Raw genomic sequence first — 21,059 nt, 5'->3', positions numbered from 1 at the left:
TAGGCATGGTGACAAAGGAGCGATGGTGGCGCGTAACGTTCGACGACGGTTGGCTGGGATCGCTGCCTTGGGAACCGTTGGTGTCGCGCTGGCTGCCTGCACCGTCAACATTCCGGATCCAGCAGCACCGAAGCCGTCGCCCTCGGAATCGATCCTGGCGACACCCACCATCACGCCCGGGCACGACGCTGCGGCCGTAGCGGCGAAGGATTTGCCCTTTACCGCAGGGAACACATTGGCCCCAGGAGATCCGGTGACGGTCTCCACCCGGTTGGAGGAAGTTCCGGGCTGGGTTGTTGTGCATTCCGGCCTCCAGGGCGAAGTCCGGTACCGGAAGAATGACGGCTGCACGCTGGCTGCCCGCGTCAGCGTCAATCAGGGGCCGTTGGTCGCGCAGGGAGACGATACAGCGTCAACAAAAGAACTCTTCCACTATCTTGACCCTGGCATTGCGCTGGACAACCTGAAGCCGGTGACGCTGCGGTGGGGACAAGACTCGGATAAACCGGCTCACAGTGTCGAATTCCTCGCGTTGGAGTCGTCGGCTGCGTCAGGCGGCAATGCCGCTGTTGTGATGGCCCGTTTGTTCAGCGTCCCGGCTTCCTCTGTGTATGTGTCGCTGGCTTGCCCGGATGATGGTGCCTTGTCCACGGCACGTGCGGAAGCGGTGGCCCGGCTCGTGGTGGTGCCGCCGGGATAACCCTGGCATGACGCGCAATGTGCGGTTCAGGCTATAAAGCAACGAGTCTTGTTTTTAGAGTTACCCTTGCTCCATGAGCGTGTCAGGCCTCACATGGCTCCAACGGCTTTCGGCTATCTCCTCCCTGAACGATGCCTGCCGCAGGGCGTTGTACACATATGTCAGGAGCGCAGGCCACTCTGTGGGGCGCGACGAAGCTGCGCGGGCCATGGCAATTCCGCGCAGTACGGCGTCCTTCCACTTGGACAGGCTGGTGCGTGACGGCCTGTTGCGGCCGGAGTTCAGGAAGACGCCGGATAAGACGGGGCCCGGTTCCGGGCGCCCCGCCAAGCTCTACACCCCGGTGCTCCAAGAGGTGGGCGCATCAGTCCCGGCACGCCAGTACGATCTCGCTGGCGACCTCCTGGCGACGGCCATTGCGCGTTCATCGGCACAAGGTTTGCCGGTAACGGAGGTGCTGTTGGCCGTGGCGGACGCGAAGGGGCGCAAAGCAGGACGTCCCGGTGACTTCCTGGGAGTCCTGACCGACCTTGGATACGAGCCGGCACAAGATGCAACAGGCGGATACCGCCTGCTCAACTGCCCCTTCCACCGGTTGTCGCAGGATCATCAAGCGGTGGTTTGCTCAATGAACGGAGCATTTCTCTCCGGAGTGGCAGCGGCCTCTGGTCGCGATACCGGCGTGGTGTTGCAGGACCCTGGTGCAGGCCACTGTTGCGCCCGTATCGCGGCCGAAACGAACGGGTCCTAAGCCCCGTCGGTAGAATGGCAAGGTGCCTGTATACCTTGACCACGCTGCCACCACGCCCCTGTCGGCCGAGGCGCTCGCCGTTATGACCCGCGAGTTGACGCGAACCGGCAACCCGTCCTCGCTGCACGGTGCGGGTCGCCGCGCCCGGCGCGCGGTTGAGGATGCCCGCGAAACGTTGGCCGCAGCAGCCGGGGCGCACCCTTCGGAAGTTATCTTCACCTCGGGTGGGACAGAGGCAGACAACCTGGCAGTCAAGGGCCTGTTCTGGGCCCGCCACGACCAGGACCCCCGCCGGAAGCGGATCCTGTGCTCCGCCGTCGAACATCATGCGGTCCTTGACACAGTGGAGTGGCTGGAGCGGCACGAAGGCGCGGATGTTGTGTGGCTTCCGGTCGATGGGGCCGGCACGGTGCAGCTTGGGGAAGTCAAGCGGGAAATTGAGCGGGACCCCGAATCCGTGGCGCTGGTGACCGTTATGTGGGCCAACAATGAGGTTGGGACCATCCAGCCGGTGGCGGAGATCGTGGAGCTTGCAAAGCCCCACGGAATCCCGGTCCACTCGGATGCTGTCCAGGCTTTTGGCTCTGTTCCCCTGGATTTCCGTGGGTCCGGCCTCGCTGCGATGTCTGTGTCGGGCCACAAGCTTGGTGGTCCGGTAGGTGTCGGTGCGCTCTTCCTGGGGCGGTCCGTGAAGTTGACGCCGGTTCAGCATGGCGGTGGTCAGGAACGCGACGTTCGCTCGGGAACACTGGACACGCCGGCTATTGCCGCTTTCGCCGCCGCTGCTGAAGCAGTAACCGTGAATCTGGCGCAAGAGGGGGAGCGACTTAGCGCATTGCGCGACCATCTCATCGACGGCGTTCGCGCTTCTATTCCGGATGCAGTCCTGCGTGGTGCCCCGGGCGATGGCCGTCTGCCGGGAAATGCCCACTTCACCTTTCCGGGATGTGAAGGAGATTCGCTGTTGTTCCTCCTGGATCTCGCGGGTGTCGAATCATCCACCGGTTCTGCATGCACGGCCGGAGTCCCGCGGCCCTCGCACGTCTTGTTGGCGATGGGCCTTGATGAGGACACAGCACGCGGAGCGCAGCGCTTCACGTTGGGCCATAGCTCCACGGAAGCGGATGTGGACGCACTGCTGAAGGCGCTCCCCGAGGCTTGCTCCCGGGCGCGGCAGGCCGGAATGGCCGGTCACGAATCCAGCATCCAAACAGCTGCCACGGTAGCGCGGCAGGGTGCGGTTGAACCGAACTAGCACCGGATGCTAGTCGGGCACGAGTTCCTCCAACGGCACCCCGGGATCCGTAAGTCGAGCGACATCAACGCGGACGCGACTCGAAATCAACGCTTTGATGGGCTTCTGCACGCGTCGCTGGTTGACGCTCATGCCGGCAACTACCTGCTGCTCCCGCAACCAGAAGGCTATGAAGCTGCCGTCATCCAGTGAGCCGCGGATGACGGGCCCATCGCCGGATGTCAGGGACGGAAACCCCGAATACTCCATGCTGAGATCGAACTGGTCCGTGTAGAAGTAGGGCACTACGTCCAAGACGGCTTCCTGGCCAAGCATGGACTTTGCGGCCACCTTCCCGCCGTTGAGCGCGTTGGCCCAGTGTTCGCTGCGGTGATGTTCCCCGGTGAAGGGGTGCAAGGCATTTGCCACGTCTCCGGCTGCGAAGACCTCAGGCGCGCTGGTGTGGAGTCCCGCGTCCACCAGGATTCCGTTGCGGACTGCAAGCCCGGCTGCTTCGGCAAGTGCTGTATTCGGCAGAACGCCAACGGCAATGACGACGACGTCGGCCGCCAGCGTTTCCCCGGTATTCGTGCGGACAGCGGTTGACTTGCCCTTCTTGCCCTCGATCCCTGCGGCACTGGCGGGAAGCTGGAAGTTGACGCCGTGTTCCATATGGAGTTTTTGGAAGTATCTGCCAAGCCTGGGCCCGATTGCCGCGCTCAGGGGAATGTCTTCCAGGCCGAGCAGCGTGACCTCGTTGCCGTAAGTGCGCGCGGCCGCTGACAGTTCCATTCCGATCCAGCCTGACCCGATCATGACCACGCTGCGGCCGCCCTCCTTGAGGAGGGATCTGAGCCGCAGGCTGTCGTCAAAGGTCCGGAAGGTCATCACTCCGTCCAGGTCTGCGCCGGGGAGCGGTACTGAACGCGGTTGTGCGCCGGTTGCCAGCAGCAGCTTGGAGTATCCGAGGCTCCGGCCATTGGACAGCGTCACCTCATGGTCTCCACGGTTTATACCGCTCACGGCGCCGGCGAGGAGGACATCGACATCATTGTCCTGGTACCAGCCGGCCGGCATTACCTCTACGGCATCTTCTCCCACCTTTTCCAAAAGGAATTCCTTGGACAACGGCGGGCGGATGTAGGGAATCCGGTTCTCGGCGCCAATCAGTGTGATGGGTCCCGAATAGCCTTCAGATCGCAATGTCCTGGCTGCGGTGGCACCGGCGAGCCCTCCGCCGGTGATGACCATTCTTTCCTGTGCCATGTCAGCTCGATTCTAAAACCAGTAGTTTTGACTTTAGAAGCGCGGGCCCGACCGGTCAAGGGATTTAGCACAGGCGTTGCACGGCAAGCTAGAATAGATGGGCACCCCGGCTGTTCTGAGCCGGAATCGATTGCCAGAAACCCAAAGACAGAAAGCCAGCATGCGAGTACTTGCAGCAATGAGCGGCGGAGTGGACTCCGCCGTGGCCGCCGCCCGCGCCGTAGAGGCCGGACACGATGTCGTCGGAGTCCACCTCGCGTTGTCGCGCATGCCCGGCACCCTGCGCACCGGAAGCCGGGGCTGCTGCACCATTGAGGACTCCCGTGACGCTTGGCGTGCCTGCGACGTCCTGGGCATCCCCTACTACGTGTGGGACTTCTCGGAACGCTTCAAGGAAGACGTCGTCCAGGACTTCATTGACGAATACGCCGCTGGTCGCACCCCTAACCCCTGCATGCGCTGCAACGAGCGCATCAAGTTTGCTGCCTTGCTGGAGAAAGCCATTGCACTGGGCTTCGACGCCGTATGCACCGGGCACTACGCCAAGGTGATCGAAGACGCCGACGGCAACCGCGAACTCCACCGGGCCGCAGATTGGGCCAAGGACCAGAGCTACGTCCTCGGCGTCCTGACCCATGAGCAGCTTAAGCACTCCATGTTCCCTCTGGCAGACACTCCTTCCAAGGCCGAAGTGCGCGCCGAGGCGGAGCGGCGGGGCCTGTCCGTGGCCAATAAGCCCGACAGCCACGACATCTGCTTCATTTCCGACGGCGACACCCGTGGATGGCTCGCCGAAAAGATCGACATGACCACTGGCGACATCGTTGACGAGACCGGGGCCAAGGTAGGCGAACACCCCGGCGCCAACGCGTTCACGGTGGGACAGCGTCGCGGCCTCAAGCTGGGAACGCCCGCGGCTGACGGCAAGCCACGCTTCGTCCTTGAGATCCGTCCCAAGGAAAACAAAGTTGTTGTGGGGCCGGAAGCACTGCTGGCCATCGACGAAATCCGGGGCATCAAGGTTTCGTGGGCCGGGTTGCCCATCTCCGAGGTTGCTACTGGCGCCGAGTTTGACTGCCACGCCCAGGTTCGGGCCCACGGCGATCCCGTTCCAGCGGTGGCACATGTTGAAATGGTTGACGACGAATCGGGTGTTCAGCGGGCCGAGCTTGTTGTCACCCTGACCGATCCACTCCGCGGTGTGGCGCCGGGCCAGACCGTGGTCCTTTACCAGGGCAGCCGGGTCTTGGGCCAGGCAACCATCGACGCCGCCCGCTCCCTTCAGCGCGTAGCCCTCTAGGAGTTATTGCCAGCGGATTGCGCCGCCTCCATACTGGGCTAAGCAGCGCTTCCGCTGCGGTGTTTGGGGTCCGCATTCGGGACGGCGATGACTGTGGCATTTCCAAAGAAGAGCCCGGGAGACATCAAGGCCGGGCAGATGGTCTCTGTGACCGTCCTGGCCGAGGGGCCGATTGGTGCCTCGGGGGCGCCCCCGCTGACAGCCCAGGTTCGTATTCCGGTGGAACGCCTAAGGCGTGGTCCCACGGGCCACCGCTACGCCATCCACATCCGGAAATGGCGCGGCACCACGGTGTCCCCGGTGACCCTGACGCAGCAGGGAGATCCTTGGCAGCTGGTCTCGGAACCTCCGCCAGTGGGCTTACGTGAACTTTTGGATGACACCCGTTTCCTGGCCCAGCACGTCTATGGCGTGGCGATGAGCACCTTGGACATTTTCGAAAGCACGCTCGGCAGGCGTATGCCATGGAATCCTGAGGGCCGGGTGGTTCTCAAGGCGCGGGACTTGATCACCGCCACGGATACCGGCTATGAGCGCGGAACCAACGTCATTCGCTTCGGTTCCGTGGACCGAATGGGCTACAAAGTCCCGACTGCCCTCTATCGGGACATCGTTGCCCACGAAGTGACGCACGCGATTCTGGACGGCTTCCGGCCGGCCTGGGCCGACCAGATGGCCACTATGGAGCAACTGGCCATGCATGAGGCCTTGGCCGACATCGTAGCCATTCTCTCCGTGTTTTCATCCCGTGAGGTGGTCTACCGGCAACTCGAAGCGGCAGGAGGTGGTTTTGAAGCCGGGCAGGTAGTGGATGATGCACTCCTGATGCGTTCCCTCTTCGACTTCGCACGCGACCTCTTTGCCCGCGGACCCTTGCGTGAACCTTTCGTCGGAGCTGTGCCGGAAGACTGGCAGACAATGCCGGAGCCCCATGCGCGCGGTGCCGTTGTGGTAGGAGCGGTGCTCCGGGCCGTCCAACGATTGTGGTCGGAGCGGAACGCGCGCTTCGGTGACAGCCAAAGCCTCCAACAAAAGGCCGAATCGGGTTCGATCGTGGCTATCAGGGTCCTGCGGATGGTGATTCGCGGACTCTCCTATATGCCTCCGGTCGACGTCTCGTGGCGGGATCTCCTGCGCGGCATCATAGCCGCTGACTTGGACATGGTTCCGGAAGATAGCTACGGGTATCGCGAGGCAATCCAAACTGAGTTCTCCGCGATCGGAATCCGTCGGGTTTCAATGAACAACATCAGCGGCGTGGACAACTACCAGGGACTCCGTTATCCCATCAGGCTTTCTGCCCTCGGCTCCGACCCTCAAGAGGTGCAACGCTTTGTCTGGGAGAATCCCCGGCTCCTGGAGGCGGCACGGCTTGAACGGCGAACGCCCCTGAGTTCCACGCGTGTACGCACCTCTGAGCGTGTCTCCCCGGACGGTTTCATCATTTCCGAGATAGGTGCCTCGTTCATCCAGACGGTCCGCATGAGCCGAAGGGAAGCGTACGTCCGCCTTGGATTGAAAACACGGAGGGACTTCGTGGACATCCGTGGGGGAGGGCTGCTGCGCTTCGACGCCGGTGGCCGCCTTGTGTATGCCGCCCTCAAACCAGTAATGGACAGGGAGCGCCAAGGACAGCTGTTTGTTTCCGACCAACGTCATGATGCCGAAGAAGCTGCCTCGTCGGGAGTCCGGGACAAGTTCCATGGCACGGGCGACTAGCTGAAGGGATTGGAGTGGGGATGAAGCGGGCAGCGCGGGTCAGGCGCCCCAAGCAGCCTTGCGTGCCGCCGTCGTGCTTTCCAACTGGGCGATCTGGTCAAAGCCGCCGGATTTCAGTCCCTTGCTGACCAGCTTCAGCACCTCGGCCCGTCCTGCCGTGCCGTCATCCTGCAGGGACTTCACAAAGTTGTAGGTGAACGCGCCGTTGTAACGGCCGTCGATCAAGGCATCGGCTGCTGTCTGGTCGGACCGGCACGCTGCCATCAGGACCGGTGCCGAGAGCTTGGCTGTCTTGACCATGTCCCGCAGGCTTCGGGTGTCTTTGGATTCGTTGGCAATCACGGCCCTGGGTGTGGGCGCCGGGAGGAAGCGGGGGCGGCGGCCGGGAAGCAAGTCCAAGGACTTGAGCCCCGTGCCACTGTGGCAGGTGTCCAGCACAACATCCATGAGAACACCCTTGGGGAGCCGGGCGAACAGCGCTGCCAGCTCGTCGTCCGAGATCACGGTGTCCGGATCCCAGGCATCGCCGGAATTGTTGATGTCGTAGCATGCGAAGGCCTCATCAAGGCTGTCACTTTCATCGCCGTTGGTGTCCGGAATCTGCGTCCCATGGCTTGAGAAGGTGAACACGAGGTGGGTTGCCGTGCCTGCTACGGCGGCGTCCACCAGTTTGTTTAGTTCAGCCATGACCGGCTTCTTGGCAGCCTTGGCATCCCGGAGCACGGTGATGTCGGCGGCGTCGAAGCCATACTTTTTCTCCAGCATGGCGGCCAGGTCCTCGGCATCATTGACACAGCCGTTCAGCCAACTTGATTGAGGAAGAAACTTGAACTTGTTGATCCCTACACAGAGGGCTGCCTTGCTCATGCGCCTGTCCTTTGGGCCGTCGTTCAGTGATTGAAGACTCTTCATCAACGATATTCCCGCACCCCTGCCGGGACAATGGCCCCCGGAGAGAGGAATGAAGCTACTGGAAAGTAAATTTTGTGTCTCAAATCACTAAATCGAGGGTTCGTATCCTTCGAAGTCTGGTTGAATCGAGGCACTAAGAGTGTGCGCCGTCACAAATATCCCACGGCGGCGCGCCGAATCCATCGAACAGAAGGTTCACCAGATGGCACTGAACAAGAAGGCCCTGCACGGCGTTATCGCGCTGGCGGGCATCTCCGCGCTCGCCTTGACGGCCTGCACGGGACCCTCCGGCGGCGGCTCCTCATCCGCGCCGGCCGCCGCGGGCCCCATCGCCTACGGCACTACCGACAAAGTCACGTCGTTGGACCCCGCAGGATCCTATGACAACGGTTCATTCATGGTGATGAACCAGATCTACTCTTTCCTGTTGAACTCCAAGCCCGGGGGAGCGGAACCGGTGCCGGATCTGGCAGAGTCCTCGTCCTTCACGGCTCCTTCCGAGTACACGGTCAAGCTGAAGTCCGGGTTGAAGTGGGCGAACGGCCACACTTTGGACTCCAAAGACGTCAAGTTCTCCTTTGACCGCCAGGTAGCCATCAACGACCCCGCCGGTCCAGCGTCGCTGCTGACCAACATTGAGAGCGTCAGTGCACCCGATGCCACCACCGTGGTGTTCAAGTTGAAAAACGCCAACGACCAAACCTTCAGCCAGATCCTCAGCAGCCCTGCAGCGCCGATCGTGGACGATGAAGTCTTCCCGGCCGACAAGGTCCTCTCGGACGACGAGATCATCAAGGCGAATGCGTTCTACGGCCAGTACACCATTGACAGCTACAAGAAGAACGAACTTGTCAGCTTCAAAGCCTTCGCCGACTACCAAGGCGTCCTGGGCAAGCCGGCGAACGATGCTGCGACCATCAAGTACTACGCCAGCCCCACCAACCTGAAGCTGGAAATCCAGCAAGGAGCAATCGACGTTGCCTTCCGTAGCCTGAGCGCTACGGACATCGACGATCTCCGCAAGGATTCCAAGGTCAAGGTCCTTACCGGACCGGGTGGCGAAATCCGATACATCACATTCAACTTCGACACGATGCCGTACGGAACCAAGGCTGCTGGCGCAGACCCGGCCAAGGCATTGGCCGTTCGCCAGGCCGTGGCCAACCTTGTTGACCGGCAGGCCATTGCCGACCAGGTCTACAAGGGCACCTACCTGCCCCTGTACTCCAACGTTCCGAGCGGATTCCTCGGCGCCAACGAGTCGTTCAAGGATGCCTATGGCGACGCGGGAAAACCGAGCCTGGACAAAGCCAAGAAGGTCCTGACCGACGCCGGGATTACTGAACCCGTAGCCCTGAACCTGCAGTACAACCCGGACCACTACGGCGGATCCTCCGGAGACGAATACGCCATGGTCAAGGAGCAGCTGGAGAAATCCGGCCTCTTCACGGTGAACCTGCAGTCCACCGAGTGGGTGACGTACAGCAAGGCAAGCCGTGCCGACGAGTACCCCTTGTTCCAGTTTGGCTGGTTCCCGGACTTCAGCGACGCCGATAACTACCTCACCCCGTTCTTCCCCGAGGGCGGCTTCCTGAAGAACCACTACAACAACGCTACGGTGAATGACCTCATCGGCAAGCAGCTCACCGAAGCAGACAAGACCAAGCGCGAAGCGGACATCAAGGAAGTCCAGAACGCGCTGGCCAAGGACATCTCCACCCTGCCCCTGCTCCAGGGTGCTCAGGTGGCGGTGGCCGGAAGCGGCGTGAACGGCGTCGACAAGACGCTGGATCCGTCCTTCAAGTTCCGTCTCGGAGTAATTTCCAAGTAGCCGCACCTTTGTGATGAGAAGGGAGGCGGGACACTGATCCGGTGTCCCGCCTCCTTTGCTGACCACCAACATGGCCGGCACGCATGAGACAACCCCGCGTAATCCACGGGCAGGAAATACAGGTAGCAAATGACAACACTTATAGAAGTACCCGAGGCTGAGCCCGGCATCGTTGCTCCCAAGAGCAAGTCCAAAGGCGGGGGAGGGCTGGGCAGATATATCGTGATCAGGTTCTTCCTGATCATTCCCACCGTCTTCATCCTCGTAACGCTGGTCTTCTTCCTGATGAGGGTCATCGGAGACCCCATCACCGCATCCCAAGGCGGACGCCTCCCCCCGGATGTCCTGGCCCAGCGCATCCGCGACGCCGGGTATGACCGGCCGGTCCTGGTCCAGTACTTCGAGTACCTTGGCCAGCTCATCACCGGCAACTTCGGAACCACGATCACCGACCGGCGGCCAGTGGTGGAGGTGCTGACCACCTTTGGCGCGGCCACACTTGAGCTTTCCATCAACGCACTGATCGTGGCGCTGGCGGTCGGCATCCCGTTCGGGCTCATCGCGGCCCAACACCGCGACAAGACTCCGGATGCGCTGCTGAGGTTCTTCGCGATCCTCTGCTACGCCACTCCTGTGTTCTTCTCCGGCCTGCTGCTCAAACTGACCTTTTCCGTGTGGCTCGGATGGTTCCCCGTTGCAGGACGTGCCTCCACCCGGACGGAACTGACTATGAGCGGGCTATCTGCGCCATCAGGAATCTACTGGCTTGACGCGATCCGCAGCGGAAACTTCACCGCACTGGGGGACATCGCTTCGCATGCAGTCCTTCCCGCCATAGCCCTTGGCTTGCTGACAGCTGGTGTCTTCCTGCGGCTCGTGCGTACCAACGTCATCGGCACGCTGGGAAAGGACTACATCGAAGCAGGACGTTCCCGGGGCGTCAGCGAGTACCGGCTCGTGACCAAACATGCTTACAAGCCGGCCCTGATTCCCATCATTACTGTGATGGGCCTGCAGATTGCACTGATGCTGGGCGGCGCAATCCTGACCGAAACCACGTTCGAATGGAAGGGCCTGGGCTACCAACTGGTCCAATACCTGAACGCCCGTGACTTCGTGGCTGTCCAGGGAATCGTTGTGCTGCTGGCTATCATCGTCGCCGTCACCAACTTCATCGTGGATATCATCGCCGCGCTCATCGACCCCCGAGTGAGGTACTGACCATGAGCACTCCTGCATTGACCGCACCCAAGCAGCCGCTGTTCTCCCGGCTGCCCGTCATTTCACATCTCAAGAAGAGCGTGGGCCTGCAGCGCGGCATGCTCGTCGTTGGCGTCGTCCTCAGCGCACTGTTCATCCTGACCAGCATCTTCGCGCCACTCCTGGCGCCCTATGGCTACTCCCAACTCAGTGACGCTTCGGGTTCCTTCCCCACCCAACAGGCCCCAAGCAGCCAGCACCTGCTGGGAACCACAGTGGGTGGCTACGACGTTTTGTCGCGTGTCATCTGGGGATCCCAGACGGCCGTGACAGTCATCATCGTGTCTGTGGCGATGTCCCTGTTCCTCGGCGTGGCTCTTGGCTTGCTCAGTGGCTACTTCGGCGGGTGGCTGGACAGGATCCTGGTGGTTATCGCTGATGCCATCTACGCGTTTCCCACCCTGCTCCTGGCCATCGTCATCTCCATCGTGATCAGCCGGGGACAATCCAGTTTCTGGGGCGGCATCTTCTCCTGTGCTTTCTCCATTACCGTAGTCTTCGTCCCGCAATACTTCCGGGTGATCCGCGCCGAGACCATCCGGCTGAAGGCTGAGCCGTTCGTCGAATCGGCCAAGGTGCTGGGAGCGTCCAGCATGCGCATCATTGGACGCCACATTTTCAAGAATGCCACCCGCACCCTGCCTCTCATGTTCACCCTGAACGCCTCCGAGGCAATCCTCACGCTCGCCGGCCTGGGCTTCCTCGGCTTCGGCATCGAGCCCACTTCCGCTGCTGAATGGGGGTTCGACCTCAATAAGGCCCTGGCTGACACCTCGTCCGGTATTTGGTGGACGGGAGTCTTCCCGGGTATCGCGATCGTCCTCACAGTTCTGGGACTGACATTGGTCGGCGAAAGTATCAATGACCTCAACGATCCCCGGATCCGTGGACGCAAGCGCGCAGGCAGAACACCCGTGCCAGGGACTCCGGCAGCACCAACAACGCCGTCAACCCCGGCAGAGGCAGGTAAGCCATGACCACCAACCTTGGAAATGTGTCTGACCAGGCAGGCAGTGGCCAGCCGGTTCTCACCATCGACCGTCTCCAGGTCACGTTCGCCACCGATGGGGGCGATGTCCACGCCGTCAAGGACGTAAGCCTTGATGTGAAGGCCGGTGAAGTCGTTGCGATCGTGGGCGAGTCGGGGTCCGGCAAGACCGTGACCGCCAAGACCATCCTGGGCCTGCTCCCGGAAACGGCCATCAGCTCGGGCGCGGTGGTGATCAACGGCAACAACGTGATCCGCGTCAGCAAATCCACGCTGCGCAAGATCCGCGGACGCGATGTGGCCATGGTGTTCCAGGAACCTTCCACGGCGTTGAACCCCGTCTTTACCGTTGGCTGGCAAATTGCCGAAGGCATCCGGGCGCACGCAACGGACGGCAAACGCATCTCCGCCAAGGAAGCCAAGAAAAGGGCAACCGAGGCACTGCGCAAGGTGGGTATCCCGGACCCCGAAACCCGGGTCAACTACTACCCGCACCAGTTCTCCGGCGGCCAGAAACAGCGCGTAGTCATCGCGGCGGCGCTGGCCCTGAACCCGGGGCTGATCGTGGCCGATGAGCCGACCACCGCGTTGGATGTCACGGTCCAAGCAGAAATCCTGCAGCTCCTGCGTGATTTGAGGGACAACTATGGGACCTCAATTGTGCTCATCACCCACAACATGGGTGTTGTTGCCGATCTGGCGGACAGGGTAGTGGTCATGTACCAGGGCGACGTGGTGGAGGAAGCTCCTTCCCGGGTCCTCTTCGCCGATCCCCAGGAGGACTACACCAAGAAGCTGCTGGCGGCTGTGCCGCATCTGGGACGCCATTCGGCTTCGGAAGGCGCCAGGGGCCGCCTCCACCAGGACGGCAAAATCCTGGTGGAAGCGAAGAACCTCACCATCGAATACCCGGGCCGGTTTGGCAGGCACGGATTCAAAGCCGTGGACAACGTCAGCTTCACGGTCTCGGAGAACGAGGTCTTTGGTTTGGTGGGCGAGTCCGGCTCGGGCAAGTCCACCATTGGACGGGCCATTGCGGGGCTGAACCGGACAACCGGCGGCAGCCTGAAGGTGCTGGGCTACGAGATGCTGGATTTCAAGGAGCGTACTTTCCGGCCGCTCCGCAAGGAGATCGGCTTCGTCTTCCAGGATCCGGCGGCCTCGTTCAATCCGCACCTCACCATCGGTGAGTGTGTCGCTGAACCGCTCATGATCCACACCAAGCCCAGCGCGGCTGAGGCGAGGAAAAAGGTAGGTGAGCTGCTCGAGTCAGTCCAGCTGCCGGCGTCGTACGCGCAACGCTATCCGCACGAGCTGTCCGGCGGGCAGCGGCAACGCGCCTCCTTGGCGAGGTCGCTGGCACTGAACCCACGCCTCCTGATCGCCGACGAACCCACGTCCGCCTTGGACGTTTCCGTTCAGGCGAAGGTCCTGGACCTGTTCAAGGACATCCAGGAGCAGTTCGGTTTTGCAGCGCTGTTCATCAGCCACGACCTCGCTGTGGTGGACATGTTGTCCCACTGGGTGGGGGTTCTGTACAAGGGCCAGCTGGTGGAGCAGGGAATCGGGAACCACGTGATGGGCTCGCCCCAGCACGACTACACCAAGCGGCTCATTGCGTCCCTCCCGGTACCGGACCCTGACGAACAGGCACGACGACGGGAAGCCCACCGCGCGCTGCTGGGCGGCTAGGCCAAGCCCAGGAACGTGAAAGGCACGCCCCATGACGAGGGGCGTGCCTTTCTTATGCTGGAGGAGATGCGGCTATTCAGAGACGATACCGATGTTGAACATTTTGCCCTGCGGCTGCTGCATGAAGATTCTTAGCCAGAGGGGCAGCCACATCTCCAGGCCGCGGGCAGCGTCGAGGCCGCCAAGGTCCCTGATGTGCTCCGGTGCCCAGCCGAATTCCTGCAACAACACGGATACAGCGGACTTGGCCGCTTGGTCATTGCCCGCCATGAAAATGTCATGGGGACCGTGGAGCCTGGCCGGCTCCACCATGATCGGTGCGCTGACCGTATTCAAAGACTTGACCACCCTAACGTCCGGATATGTCCGTTGGATGGTCTCAGCGATGCTGTCCGTATTACATACGGCCAGTGATGGGGGAAAGCCACTCGAAGAGTCCAGGGCATTGGACACGTCCAGCAGGATCTTGCCGTTGAGATTTGCTTCACCGGCCTCGGCGAGGGCTGCCAGGCTCACCGTGCCCGGTGTGGCATTCACAATCAGCTCGGATTGCCCTGCTGCCTCGGCGAAGGAGCCGGCATGGGCCTGCGTGCCGGCCTGCCGGGCCCATTCCTCGCCCTTCGGATTGCCGGATTCCCTGGATCCCATTGTTACTTCATGCCCCAAGGACACCAGCTTGCCCGCCAAGGCGTGCCCCACCATACCCGTGCCCAGAACAGCGATTTTCATGGAAGCTCCTTTGCCGAACCAGCAGTGATGCTGCCATTGTGCTCCGATACCGGCCGCGGGGAAACCGACATTGCCGCGTTGGCTTGCTTGGGTTCGACGTGCGAAGGTAACACCCGCGGCGGTGCCGCCCGGCACCATAGACTGGGATGCATGACCGAGCACAACAACGCCCTTTCCGATGACGCCGATTCCTTCAACCCGGCAGCGAGTTCCCTGGCCGGCCAGGTGGACCGTGCCGTCATGGATGAGTTGCTGTCCATTCGGTCAAGCATCGACAACATTGACGCAACACTCGTGTTCCTGCTCGCGGAGCGTTTCAAGGCAACCCAAAAGGTGGGGGTCCTCAAGGCCACGCATAAGCTTCCTGCCGGAGACCCGGGCCGCGAGTCTGCCCAGATTGCCCGCCTGCGCCGGCTTGCCGAGGATGCACACCTTGATCCCGCCTTCGCAGAGAAATTCCTGAACTTCATCATCAGCGAAGTGATCCGCCACCACGAAGCCATTGCAGAGGATCACCAGATTTCACGCCAGCAGGCTTAGTCGATGGCGTTAGTGAATGACCTGCGCGCCAGCGCCACCGCACTCGGCCCCTGGCCTGGCAGTGACCCTGCGGAGGCAATCCGGATTATCCGGGGCGAATTGGGGGATCCCCACCTCCCGTTCCTGCCCGAACTGCCGGATAGGGGAGTGGGCTCGGACGCCGTTGGGCGGACCGGCTCCCTGCTTGTTGACTTGGCCCTTGACGTCCAACCGCACGGTTGGCGCCTGGTTGACAGGCCAGGAAAAGACGCCCAACGCGCCCGTTCGGCTTTGTCGACGGACATTAACATCCTTGCCGACGTCGCGGGAGCCGAAGACGTTTCTGCAGCGGAACTCAAGATCCAGCTGTTGGGTCCCATGAGCCTTGCGGCCAATCTCCATCTGCACAACGGCGAACGGGCGCTGCTGGACTACGGAGCCCGCCGGGACATTGCGGAGTCCTTGGCCGCTGGCGTCGCCGATCATGTCCGTCGGGTCTCAGCGGCAGTCCCGGGCGCCGGCATCGTGGTGCAGGTGGACGAACCGGACATCGCCTCGGTCATGGCTGGGACGATCCCGACGGCGAGCGGCTACCGAACGCTCCGGTCCGTGGCCGGCGAAGAAGTCACCGCGGCGTGGCGGCTGGTGATCGAGGCACTTAAGGCTGCCGGCGTCGTCGAGGCCGTGGTCTCCGTCCCGGAGATAGAGGCGCCGATCGAGCGGATTCTTGCAGCAGGAGCAGATGGCGTAGCCGTTCCCCTGAGGGCACTGACCACCCGGCAGTGGGAACAGCTCGCGGCCGCTGTGGAAAGCGGTAAGCGTGTGTGGGCGGGGGCGCTGCACATCAACGACCCTCAAGGGCGGCTGCCCCGGGCTTCAGACGTTGTTGAGAGTATCTGGAAGCCGTGGCGTCAGCTTGGCCTGCCGGCCTCGGGCCTTGCCGGACTCCGAGTCACTCCCTCCTCGGGCCTCGCGGACTTTAAGCCTTCAGCGGCCAAGGACGTGTTGAAAAAACTGACCCAAGTCGCCGACGGGCTGGACCAGTTGGCCCAGGGATGAAGCCCGCACCGGGCTAACGTCGGCAAGGGCTGAAAGCAGCCGCGCTAGATCCTCTTTTCCCAGCGGTCTGGTTCTGCGTAACGCGGCAGGGCTGTACCCGGTGCCGCTCCGGGCAGGTACGGCACCAACCGGTAGTCGAAGCGTCCGGCATACACGAGGACCAAGCCGATCTGTGGCTGGATAACCTTGACCTGGATCCGGTGTTTGCCCTCTGCACTGTCCCACCATTGCTCCGCATAGGCGCGTGCGTCGAGCGCTGCCGGCAAAGGAAGACGAAGGGGGCCCAGAAACAGCCTGCTCGCCTTGGAAACACCACGGAGCCTGCCTTCAGTGGTGACACTGACATCCAGATCCGTCACCAGCCGCCGATACCGTCCCACGTGGTCCACCAAGCGGGTCCGCTCCTGTCCGCCCTGCCGGCCGTGGCCCGGTATGATCGCGCTCGTTGTATCGTGGAACAGCCTTGTCCCGGAGGGAAAATAGATCTCGCGCCGGGCAGTCAGGGCAGGGCGTCCGTAAGGATCGATGTGTGCGTGGTTCTCGATGCGGAACCGGATGCCCTCGCCGTACTCCGGGAAGAAAGCTTCCTCACTCCCCGTCAGGGCGAGCAGCGGACGCAACCACTTCTGCCGGCAACCCACCACATCAAAGGTGCCTTCCCCTATCCCGTAGGAACCGGAACCGGCGGCCAGCGAGAAGTAGTCCTGAAGCTCCGGGGTCAGATTGGTGAAATCATCGCCAAGTGCGAGCTGATAGATCGGGGCGTTCATGGCAGTCCTTTCCGGAGACTGGGAACTAGAGCCGTCCTGCGGCCTTGAGTCGGATGTACGTGTCGGCCAGCAGGGGCGGAACCTCCAGCGGCTCTGCGTCCACCACCTCCGCCCCCAGTTGCCGGAGCTGGGCTGTCACTGCAGCCCTTTCCAACAACGCCCGTTCGGCGGCGGCGGCACGGAACACTTGGCTTGCTGTGGTCCGTTCCTCCTTCATGGCCGCGAGCAAGGGGTCCCGTACAGAAGCAACCACCACCACGTGTTGGCGGGACAATTGCGCCACTGTGGGGAGGAGCCCTTCTTCGGGGGCGCCGCCGTCGAGCGCCGTCAACAGCACCACCAGGGAGCGGTGCGCCGAAACCGCCCGTACTTGCGCCGGGATTTGCTGCCAGTCCAGTTCGATCAGCTCCGCTTCCAAAGGAGCCATGGCCTGGACAAGCTGACCCAGGAGGTTGCCTTTCGACGCCGATTCGACCCGGGCCCGGAGCCGGCGGTCATAAGCAAGGAAGTCAACCCGGTCCCCGCCGCGTTCGGCGAGTACCGAGAGCAACAAGGCTGCTTCGATTCCCGTATCGAGGCGGGGTTCATCCACGATCCTGGCGGCGGCTGTACGGGAGGTATCCAGGACTATGACCACTCGCCGGTCGCGTTCCGGGCGCCACGTTCGGACAACCACTGATGTCCGGCGTGCGGTGGCGCGCCAATCGATGGACCGGACGTCGTCTCCGCGGACATAGTCGCGGAGGGAATCGAATTCTGTTCCGGCCCCGCGAATCTGCACGGCTGCCCTGCCATCCAGCTCCCGGAGCTTGCGGAGCTTGGAGGGCAGATGGCGCTTCGAGTGGAAGGGCGGCAGGACCCTTAGATGACCGGGAAGGACACGGGTCCGTTGCCTGCCTGCCATGCCGAGCGGTCCCAACGAGCGGATGGTTACGTGGGGGCTTTCCAGGTCACCGCGGCGGCTGGGAACCAGGTCCACTCTCAAGCGTCGCCGCTCGCCCGGGGGGACTACCAACGGTTGTACAGGATTAACTGCACCGGCAGAGGGCTGCCACCCGTCCCGGACCTCAGCCCGCAACTTCCGCCGGGTGGGGTTGGTGAGCGTCACAACAGAGTCCGCCCTGCCCTCCAGGGTCACGTTTCCAGGCTGTTGGCGGTCCAAGGCAAGCTTTGCCGGCGACGCCGCCAGGAGCACGTCAAGTACCAGCACCATCAGCAGTCCGACTCCGGTGAACAGAACGGTGCTCCATGCGGGGAGCAACACCAACGGTACTAATCCGGCCAGGGTAAGCAGCACGAAACGACCCGTGATGGCCATTCAGGCCGCCCCGGGCAGGATCAGGCCGGAGCTCACCGCGGCACCGGAACCGAGGCGAGGATGCTGCCCAGGACATCGTCCACCTGGATTCCATCCATTTGTGCTTCCGGACGAAGGGCCACCCGGTGCCGAAGGCACGGCAACGACAACGCCTTGACGTCGTCCGGAGTGACGAAGAACCTCCCGGACAGCCACGCCCATGCTTTGGAGGTGTTGAGCAGTGCCGTCGCACCACGGGGCGAGACCCCCAACTGGAAGGAAGGAGCGGACCTCGTGGCGCGAACGACGTCAACGATGTACCCGAGGATCTCGGGAGCGACAACCACCTGCGCTACTGCTGCTTGGGCAGCGGAAAGCTCGACGGCGCCCGCCACCGGCCGCACACCGGCGGCGGCGAGGTTTCGCGGATCGAAACCGGCGGCGTGGCGCCGGATCACCTCGATCTCCTCGGCCCTTCCAGGGAGGGGCATGGTGAGCTTGAGGAGGAACCGGTCCAGCTGGGCTTCGGGCAAGGGATAGGTACCTTCGTACTCCACCGGGTTTTGGGTGGCAGCCACGATGAACGGACTCGGAAGTCGCCGCGAAACTCCATCCACGGATACCTGACGCTCTTCCATGGCCTCCAGCAGGGATGCCTGGGTCTTCGGCGGCGTACGGTTGATCTCGTCCGCGAGCATGATGTTGGTGAAGACGGGACCTTCCCGGAACGTGAAATCGGACGAATGGGAGTCGTAGACAAGGGATCCCGTAACGTCGCCGGGCATGAGGTCCGGGGTGAACTGAACACGCTTGGTGTCCAGGCTCAACGCGGTGGACAATGCCCGCACCAGCAGGGTTTTCGCTACGCCGGGCACGCCCTCCAGAAGTACGTGGCCACCGCAAAGCAGTGCAATCAGCATGCCAGTGACCGTGGGGTCCTGTCCGACTACCGCCTTCGCCACTTCGGCCCGGACATTCAGCAGTGATTGGCGGGCAGGGTCATCAGTTCGCCGCGGCTCCCCAGCTGCGGGGCGGTGACCGTTTCCCAGGGCATCATTGCCTGGCGCCACGCTCTGCTGCGGGACTCCCTGGTCCTGCGGGATACCGCCCGTGTAGTGGCTGTTGCTGTCCGTGTAGCTGTTCGGCTGACTGCTCATCGGGTGGTCGCCTCCTGTTCGATTCGTTCGATCTTTTGTGCCCACTGCACCAGTTGTCCTTCGTTTTCCGGCATAAAGTCGATCAGGACGGACCGTAGGTCCGCGGCGGGCCGCTCCATGTGTTGGGCACAGGCGTCCACAATTGCGTCCTTGGTTGCGTCTGCGCCGAGGCTGAAGTGCTTGGCCAAGCGGGTCAAGGTGCCTGCCCGGAGGTTGCCGGCGGCACGCCCCACAGCCCGCGAGTCCTGATAAAGGCGTGCCCTGCCTTCTGCAGTTTCTGCGGCCTTGACCACAACGGGAAGTGGCTCGAAAACCAGCGGGCCCAGGCGTCGGCCACGCCAAGCTATGGCCAGGACCACCACAAGGCCCAGCCAAGGTCCGGTGAAAGCCAGCCACCGGGGCGCCAACTCGTTCAGTGTAGGGGCCGAGTCAGTCACCGTGAGGTCCTCGATTCCCGGTAGATACCAGACGAGGTTCGCGTTGGCGCCAAGGGTACGGAGCGCCAAGGCTGCGTTGCCCTCCAATGCGAGGTGTTGATTGTCAAGCAACTCCGCACTGCCAAGGACTATGAGCCGGCCGTCCGTCGACGCCGCATACACACCTGACCCATTGCCCGGCAAGGCATAGCAGACTACCGGGCCTGAATAGATGGAGCCTTGTGCCGAGACCCTGCCTGCCGCCCTGGCGTCATCCTGATCACATCCGGGATCAATGGCTTTTGTTGCTTCGGGAACCACGCCACCGGGGCGGAAGCCTTGATTTACCGCCGTTATTGTTTTCAGCCGTGGCTTGATCAGGACAACTCGATCAGCCCCGGCCATGAGGTCTTCCAGCTGGGTTTGATCAAGGAAGCCCCGGGGGTCATGGAGCAGGACAGTGGCTCCGTTTTTGTTGGCCACCGCCTCCATGGTGTCCCCAAAGGTGTCTGTCGGCGTGACAGATACACCTTGGCGCCCCAGGATTTCGGCCACGGCCATGGCGCCATCGGGAGCTGGATTGTGGGCAGACAGTGGCCGTGGATCCTTCGCGCCGGAGACATTGGAGATGGCAAGAAAAGCCACCAGTCCAGCCAGCAGCGCGCCGATCGCAATCCACGCCAAGTGCTTCCGGAACCAGGTCTTGAACCCCTGGCCCGGGGGAAGCTCGACGGTGGCCGTGTGGCCCTGGGCTTCATCCCTCACATGCGTTGTCATCGGGGCACCGCAAATCCGGCGTGCGCCTGCCCTGCGAAGTCGGGCTTCACCCCAAGAAGGTCACCATCCAACTGACGGACGGCCTCGTAGCCGGATGCAGTGGCGCCCTGTTCGCCGTACAGCACAGCGTCGAAGAGGCGGGCGGCCGCGTCCAGCCTGGCCTGTGCGAAACCGAAGACCTGCCCCAGTTGCCTTGCCGCTTCATCGGCAGTCCTCCCGGCACGGACTTCAATGACGTCACGCTCTTCAGCGGAGCGGACAAGCGCCCGGAATTGGTCGACGACGGCGGTCGGCCAGTCGCCGTCGTCGGCCGCGGTTGCCGCGCGTTTCCTGTAGCCGTCTGAATCCATGCTGTTGTCGTCCCCGTAGATGTCCGCACGGGCGGCCTTTCGCCGCGCGTTCAGCCGGGGCCGGACCACAACAACAGCAACGACGATGAGCGCAACGGCCAACGCGACTATCAAGGGCACCGCGAAGTCCGGGCCGGAGCCGGTTCCACCGCTATCCAAGGACGTCAGCCAGTCCAGGAAATCGCGCCACAGCTGGTCCAACCAGCTGGGTTGGGCGTCAGGGTACTGCTGTTTGGATAGTTCTTCGGCGGCCCAACGCCGGGCCTCGTCCCGGTCGGGTGTCACCGGCGGTTCCATGGCTGCCATGCCAACGGGGACATCCCACGGCATTA

General features: G+C 62.6%; 19 protein-coding genes. 11 read left to right on the top strand and 8 right to left on the bottom strand.

What is annotated here, in order from left to right; all coding sequences use genetic code 11:
- Nucleotides 1-22 precede the first annotated feature (22 nt).
- The 3 genes from GVL04_RS19480 to GVL04_RS19470 all read left to right on the top strand — a co-directional run bounded on the left by GVL04_RS19480 (nucleotide 23) and on the right by GVL04_RS19470 (nucleotide 2,706).
- Nucleotides 23-700, top strand: a complete 678-nt coding sequence (locus GVL04_RS19480) for a hypothetical protein (protein ID WP_235036361.1) — start codon at nucleotides 23-25, stop codon at nucleotides 698-700.
- 73 nt (nucleotides 701-773) lie between these two features.
- The gene (locus GVL04_RS19475; RefSeq protein ID WP_159707580.1) at nucleotides 774-1,451 is read left to right on the top strand and encodes a metalloregulator ArsR/SmtB family transcription factor; all 678 of its coding nucleotides are present in this window, start codon (nucleotides 774-776) and stop codon (nucleotides 1,449-1,451) included.
- A 22-nt stretch (nucleotides 1,452-1,473) separates the two neighbouring features.
- Nucleotides 1,474-2,706 (top strand): cysteine desulfurase family protein, encoded by a 1,233-nt coding sequence (locus GVL04_RS19470; RefSeq protein WP_159707578.1) that lies wholly within the window; start codon nucleotides 1,474-1,476, stop codon nucleotides 2,704-2,706.
- Between the two features lie 9 nt (nucleotides 2,707-2,715).
- Here the strand turns inward: GVL04_RS19470 and GVL04_RS19465 are convergent, their stop codons facing one another.
- Nucleotides 2,716-3,951: an NAD(P)/FAD-dependent oxidoreductase gene (locus tag GVL04_RS19465; RefSeq protein ID WP_159707576.1), complete on the bottom strand. Its 1,236-nt coding sequence runs from the start codon at nucleotides 3,949-3,951 to the stop codon at nucleotides 2,716-2,718.
- Between the two features lie 178 nt (nucleotides 3,952-4,129).
- On the opposite strand from GVL04_RS19465, the gene mnmA reads away from it, so the two are divergent.
- Together mnmA and GVL04_RS19455 are read left to right on the top strand one after the other, a co-directional pair.
- Nucleotides 4,130-5,251 carry a tRNA 2-thiouridine(34) synthase MnmA gene (gene mnmA / locus GVL04_RS19460; protein ID WP_235036366.1) on the top strand — a complete coding sequence of 374 codons (1,122 nt, stop codon included), beginning with the start codon at nucleotides 4,130-4,132 and terminating at the stop codon, nucleotides 5,249-5,251.
- Between the two features lie 93 nt (nucleotides 5,252-5,344).
- The gene (locus tag GVL04_RS19455; RefSeq protein WP_159707572.1) at nucleotides 5,345-6,970 is read left to right on the top strand and encodes a hypothetical protein; all 1,626 of its coding nucleotides are present in this window, start codon (nucleotides 5,345-5,347) and stop codon (nucleotides 6,968-6,970) included.
- Between the two features lie 39 nt (nucleotides 6,971-7,009).
- On the opposite strand, the gene GVL04_RS19450 is transcribed toward GVL04_RS19455, so the two are convergent.
- Nucleotides 7,010-7,837: a caspase family protein gene (locus GVL04_RS19450; RefSeq protein WP_159707570.1), complete on the bottom strand. Its 828-nt coding sequence runs from the start codon at nucleotides 7,835-7,837 to the stop codon at nucleotides 7,010-7,012.
- A 247-nt stretch (nucleotides 7,838-8,084) separates the two neighbouring features.
- Here GVL04_RS19450 and GVL04_RS19445 point away from each other — a divergent pair, with 247 nt between their 5' ends.
- The 4 genes from GVL04_RS19445 to GVL04_RS19430 all read left to right on the top strand — a co-directional run bounded on the left by GVL04_RS19445 (nucleotide 8,085) and on the right by GVL04_RS19430 (nucleotide 13,653).
- A complete protein-coding gene (locus tag GVL04_RS19445; protein WP_159707568.1) occupies nucleotides 8,085-9,713 on the top strand; it encodes an ABC transporter substrate-binding protein in 1,629 nt (542 codons plus the stop codon).
- Between the two features lie 129 nt (nucleotides 9,714-9,842).
- Nucleotides 9,843-10,934 (top strand): ABC transporter permease, encoded by a 1,092-nt coding sequence (locus tag GVL04_RS19440; protein ID WP_159707566.1) that lies wholly within the window; start codon nucleotides 9,843-9,845, stop codon nucleotides 10,932-10,934.
- Nucleotides 10,935-10,936: 2 nt separating this feature from the next.
- Complete coding sequence (locus tag GVL04_RS19435; protein WP_159707564.1) at nucleotides 10,937-11,950, top strand: ABC transporter permease; 1,014 nt, start codon at nucleotides 10,937-10,939, stop codon at nucleotides 11,948-11,950.
- Nucleotides 11,947-13,653, top strand: a complete 1,707-nt coding sequence (locus GVL04_RS19430) for an ABC transporter ATP-binding protein (RefSeq protein WP_159707562.1) — start codon at nucleotides 11,947-11,949, stop codon at nucleotides 13,651-13,653. Before GVL04_RS19435 ends, GVL04_RS19430 begins: the two co-directional genes overlap by 4 nt.
- Before the next feature lie 72 nt (nucleotides 13,654-13,725).
- Here GVL04_RS19430 and GVL04_RS19425 read toward each other — a convergent pair whose 3' ends face one another.
- A complete protein-coding gene (locus GVL04_RS19425; protein WP_159707560.1) occupies nucleotides 13,726-14,382 on the bottom strand; it encodes an NADPH-dependent F420 reductase in 657 nt (218 codons plus the stop codon).
- Between the two features lie 150 nt (nucleotides 14,383-14,532).
- On the opposite strand from GVL04_RS19425, the gene GVL04_RS19420 reads away from it, so the two are divergent.
- Both GVL04_RS19420 and GVL04_RS19415 read left to right on the top strand, forming a co-directional pair.
- Entirely contained in the window at nucleotides 14,533-14,922 is a 390-nt protein-coding gene (locus GVL04_RS19420; protein ID WP_159707558.1) for a chorismate mutase, read from the top strand.
- Between the two features lie 3 nt (nucleotides 14,923-14,925).
- Entirely contained in the window at nucleotides 14,926-15,960 is a 1,035-nt protein-coding gene (locus GVL04_RS19415; RefSeq protein ID WP_159707556.1) for a hypothetical protein, read from the top strand.
- Nucleotides 15,961-16,004: 44 nt separating this feature from the next.
- Here the strand turns inward: GVL04_RS19415 and GVL04_RS19410 are convergent, their stop codons facing one another.
- The 5 genes from GVL04_RS19410 to GVL04_RS19390 are packed head-to-tail and all read right to left on the bottom strand — an operon-like array spanning nucleotide 16,005 to nucleotide 21,057.
- Nucleotides 16,005-16,730, bottom strand: coding sequence for a DUF4166 domain-containing protein (locus GVL04_RS19410; protein WP_159707554.1), 726 nt, complete (start codon nucleotides 16,728-16,730; stop codon nucleotides 16,005-16,007).
- Nucleotides 16,731-16,755: 25 nt separating this feature from the next.
- The gene (locus GVL04_RS19405) at nucleotides 16,756-18,048 is read right to left on the bottom strand and encodes a DUF58 domain-containing protein (RefSeq protein WP_159707551.1); all 1,293 of its coding nucleotides are present in this window, start codon (nucleotides 18,046-18,048) and stop codon (nucleotides 16,756-16,758) included.
- Between the two features lie 32 nt (nucleotides 18,049-18,080).
- Nucleotides 18,081-19,184, bottom strand: coding sequence for a MoxR family ATPase (locus tag GVL04_RS19400; RefSeq protein ID WP_200846904.1), 1,104 nt, complete (start codon nucleotides 19,182-19,184; stop codon nucleotides 18,081-18,083).
- On the bottom strand, nucleotides 19,181-20,377 hold the full coding sequence (locus GVL04_RS19395; RefSeq protein WP_159707549.1) for a DUF4350 domain-containing protein: 1,197 nt from the start codon (nucleotides 20,375-20,377) through the stop codon (nucleotides 19,181-19,183). Before GVL04_RS19395 ends, GVL04_RS19400 begins: the two co-directional genes overlap by 4 nt.
- The gene (locus tag GVL04_RS19390; RefSeq protein WP_235036360.1) at nucleotides 20,374-21,057 is read right to left on the bottom strand and encodes a DUF4129 domain-containing protein; all 684 of its coding nucleotides are present in this window, start codon (nucleotides 21,055-21,057) and stop codon (nucleotides 20,374-20,376) included. The genes GVL04_RS19395 and GVL04_RS19390 overlap by 4 nt, the downstream gene beginning before the upstream one ends.
- Nucleotides 21,058-21,059: the final 2 nt, after the last annotated feature.

The organism is Arthrobacter sp. 18067 (assembly GCF_902706295.1).
In the GTDB taxonomy this organism is placed as follows: Bacteria; Actinomycetota; Actinomycetes; order Actinomycetales; family Micrococcaceae; genus Arthrobacter.
The sequence above is the reverse complement of the archived record's forward strand: the minus strand, read 5'-3'. Positions and strand labels throughout refer to the sequence as shown.

What these genes read in the sequence shown, in the direction of transcription:
- GVL04_RS19445 (WP_159707568.1), top strand. Translation starts at nt 8,085, where the DNA reads ATGGCACTGAACAAGAAGGCCCTGCACGGCGTTATCGCGCTGGCGGGC.
- GVL04_RS19430 (WP_159707562.1), top strand. Translation starts at nt 11,947, where the DNA reads ATGACCACCAACCTTGGAAATGTGTCTGACCAGGCAGGCAGTGGCCAG.
- GVL04_RS19395 (WP_159707549.1), bottom strand. Translation starts at nt 20,377, where the DNA reads ATGACAACGCATGTGAGGGATGAAGCCCAGGGCCACACGGCCACCGTC.
- GVL04_RS19435 (WP_159707564.1), top strand. Translation starts at nt 10,937, where the DNA reads ATGAGCACTCCTGCATTGACCGCACCCAAGCAGCCGCTGTTCTCCCGG.
- GVL04_RS19475 (WP_159707580.1), top strand. Translation starts at nt 774, where the DNA reads ATGAGCGTGTCAGGCCTCACATGGCTCCAACGGCTTTCGGCTATCTCC.
- GVL04_RS19400 (WP_200846904.1), bottom strand. Translation starts at nt 19,184, where the DNA reads ATGAGCAGTCAGCCGAACAGCTACACGGACAGCAACAGCCACTACACG.
- GVL04_RS19480 (WP_235036361.1), top strand. Translation starts at nt 23, where the DNA reads ATGGTGGCGCGTAACGTTCGACGACGGTTGGCTGGGATCGCTGCCTTG.
- mnmA (WP_235036366.1), top strand. Translation starts at nt 4,130, where the DNA reads ATGAGCGGCGGAGTGGACTCCGCCGTGGCCGCCGCCCGCGCCGTAGAG.
- GVL04_RS19415 (WP_159707556.1), top strand. Translation starts at nt 14,926, where the DNA reads ATGGCGTTAGTGAATGACCTGCGCGCCAGCGCCACCGCACTCGGCCCC.
- GVL04_RS19420 (WP_159707558.1), top strand. Translation starts at nt 14,533, where the DNA reads ATGACCGAGCACAACAACGCCCTTTCCGATGACGCCGATTCCTTCAAC.
- GVL04_RS19390 (WP_235036360.1), bottom strand. Translation starts at nt 21,057, where the DNA reads ATGCCGTGGGATGTCCCCGTTGGCATGGCAGCCATGGAACCGCCGGTG.
- GVL04_RS19425 (WP_159707560.1), bottom strand. Translation starts at nt 14,382, where the DNA reads ATGAAAATCGCTGTTCTGGGCACGGGTATGGTGGGGCACGCCTTGGCG.
- GVL04_RS19450 (WP_159707570.1), bottom strand. Translation starts at nt 7,837, where the DNA reads ATGAGCAAGGCAGCCCTCTGTGTAGGGATCAACAAGTTCAAGTTTCTT.
- GVL04_RS19440 (WP_159707566.1), top strand. Translation starts at nt 9,843, where the DNA reads ATGACAACACTTATAGAAGTACCCGAGGCTGAGCCCGGCATCGTTGCT.
- GVL04_RS19410 (WP_159707554.1), bottom strand. Translation starts at nt 16,730, where the DNA reads ATGAACGCCCCGATCTATCAGCTCGCACTTGGCGATGATTTCACCAAT.
- GVL04_RS19405 (WP_159707551.1), bottom strand. Translation starts at nt 18,048, where the DNA reads ATGGCCATCACGGGTCGTTTCGTGCTGCTTACCCTGGCCGGATTAGTA.
- GVL04_RS19465 (WP_159707576.1), bottom strand. Translation starts at nt 3,951, where the DNA reads ATGGCACAGGAAAGAATGGTCATCACCGGCGGAGGGCTCGCCGGTGCC.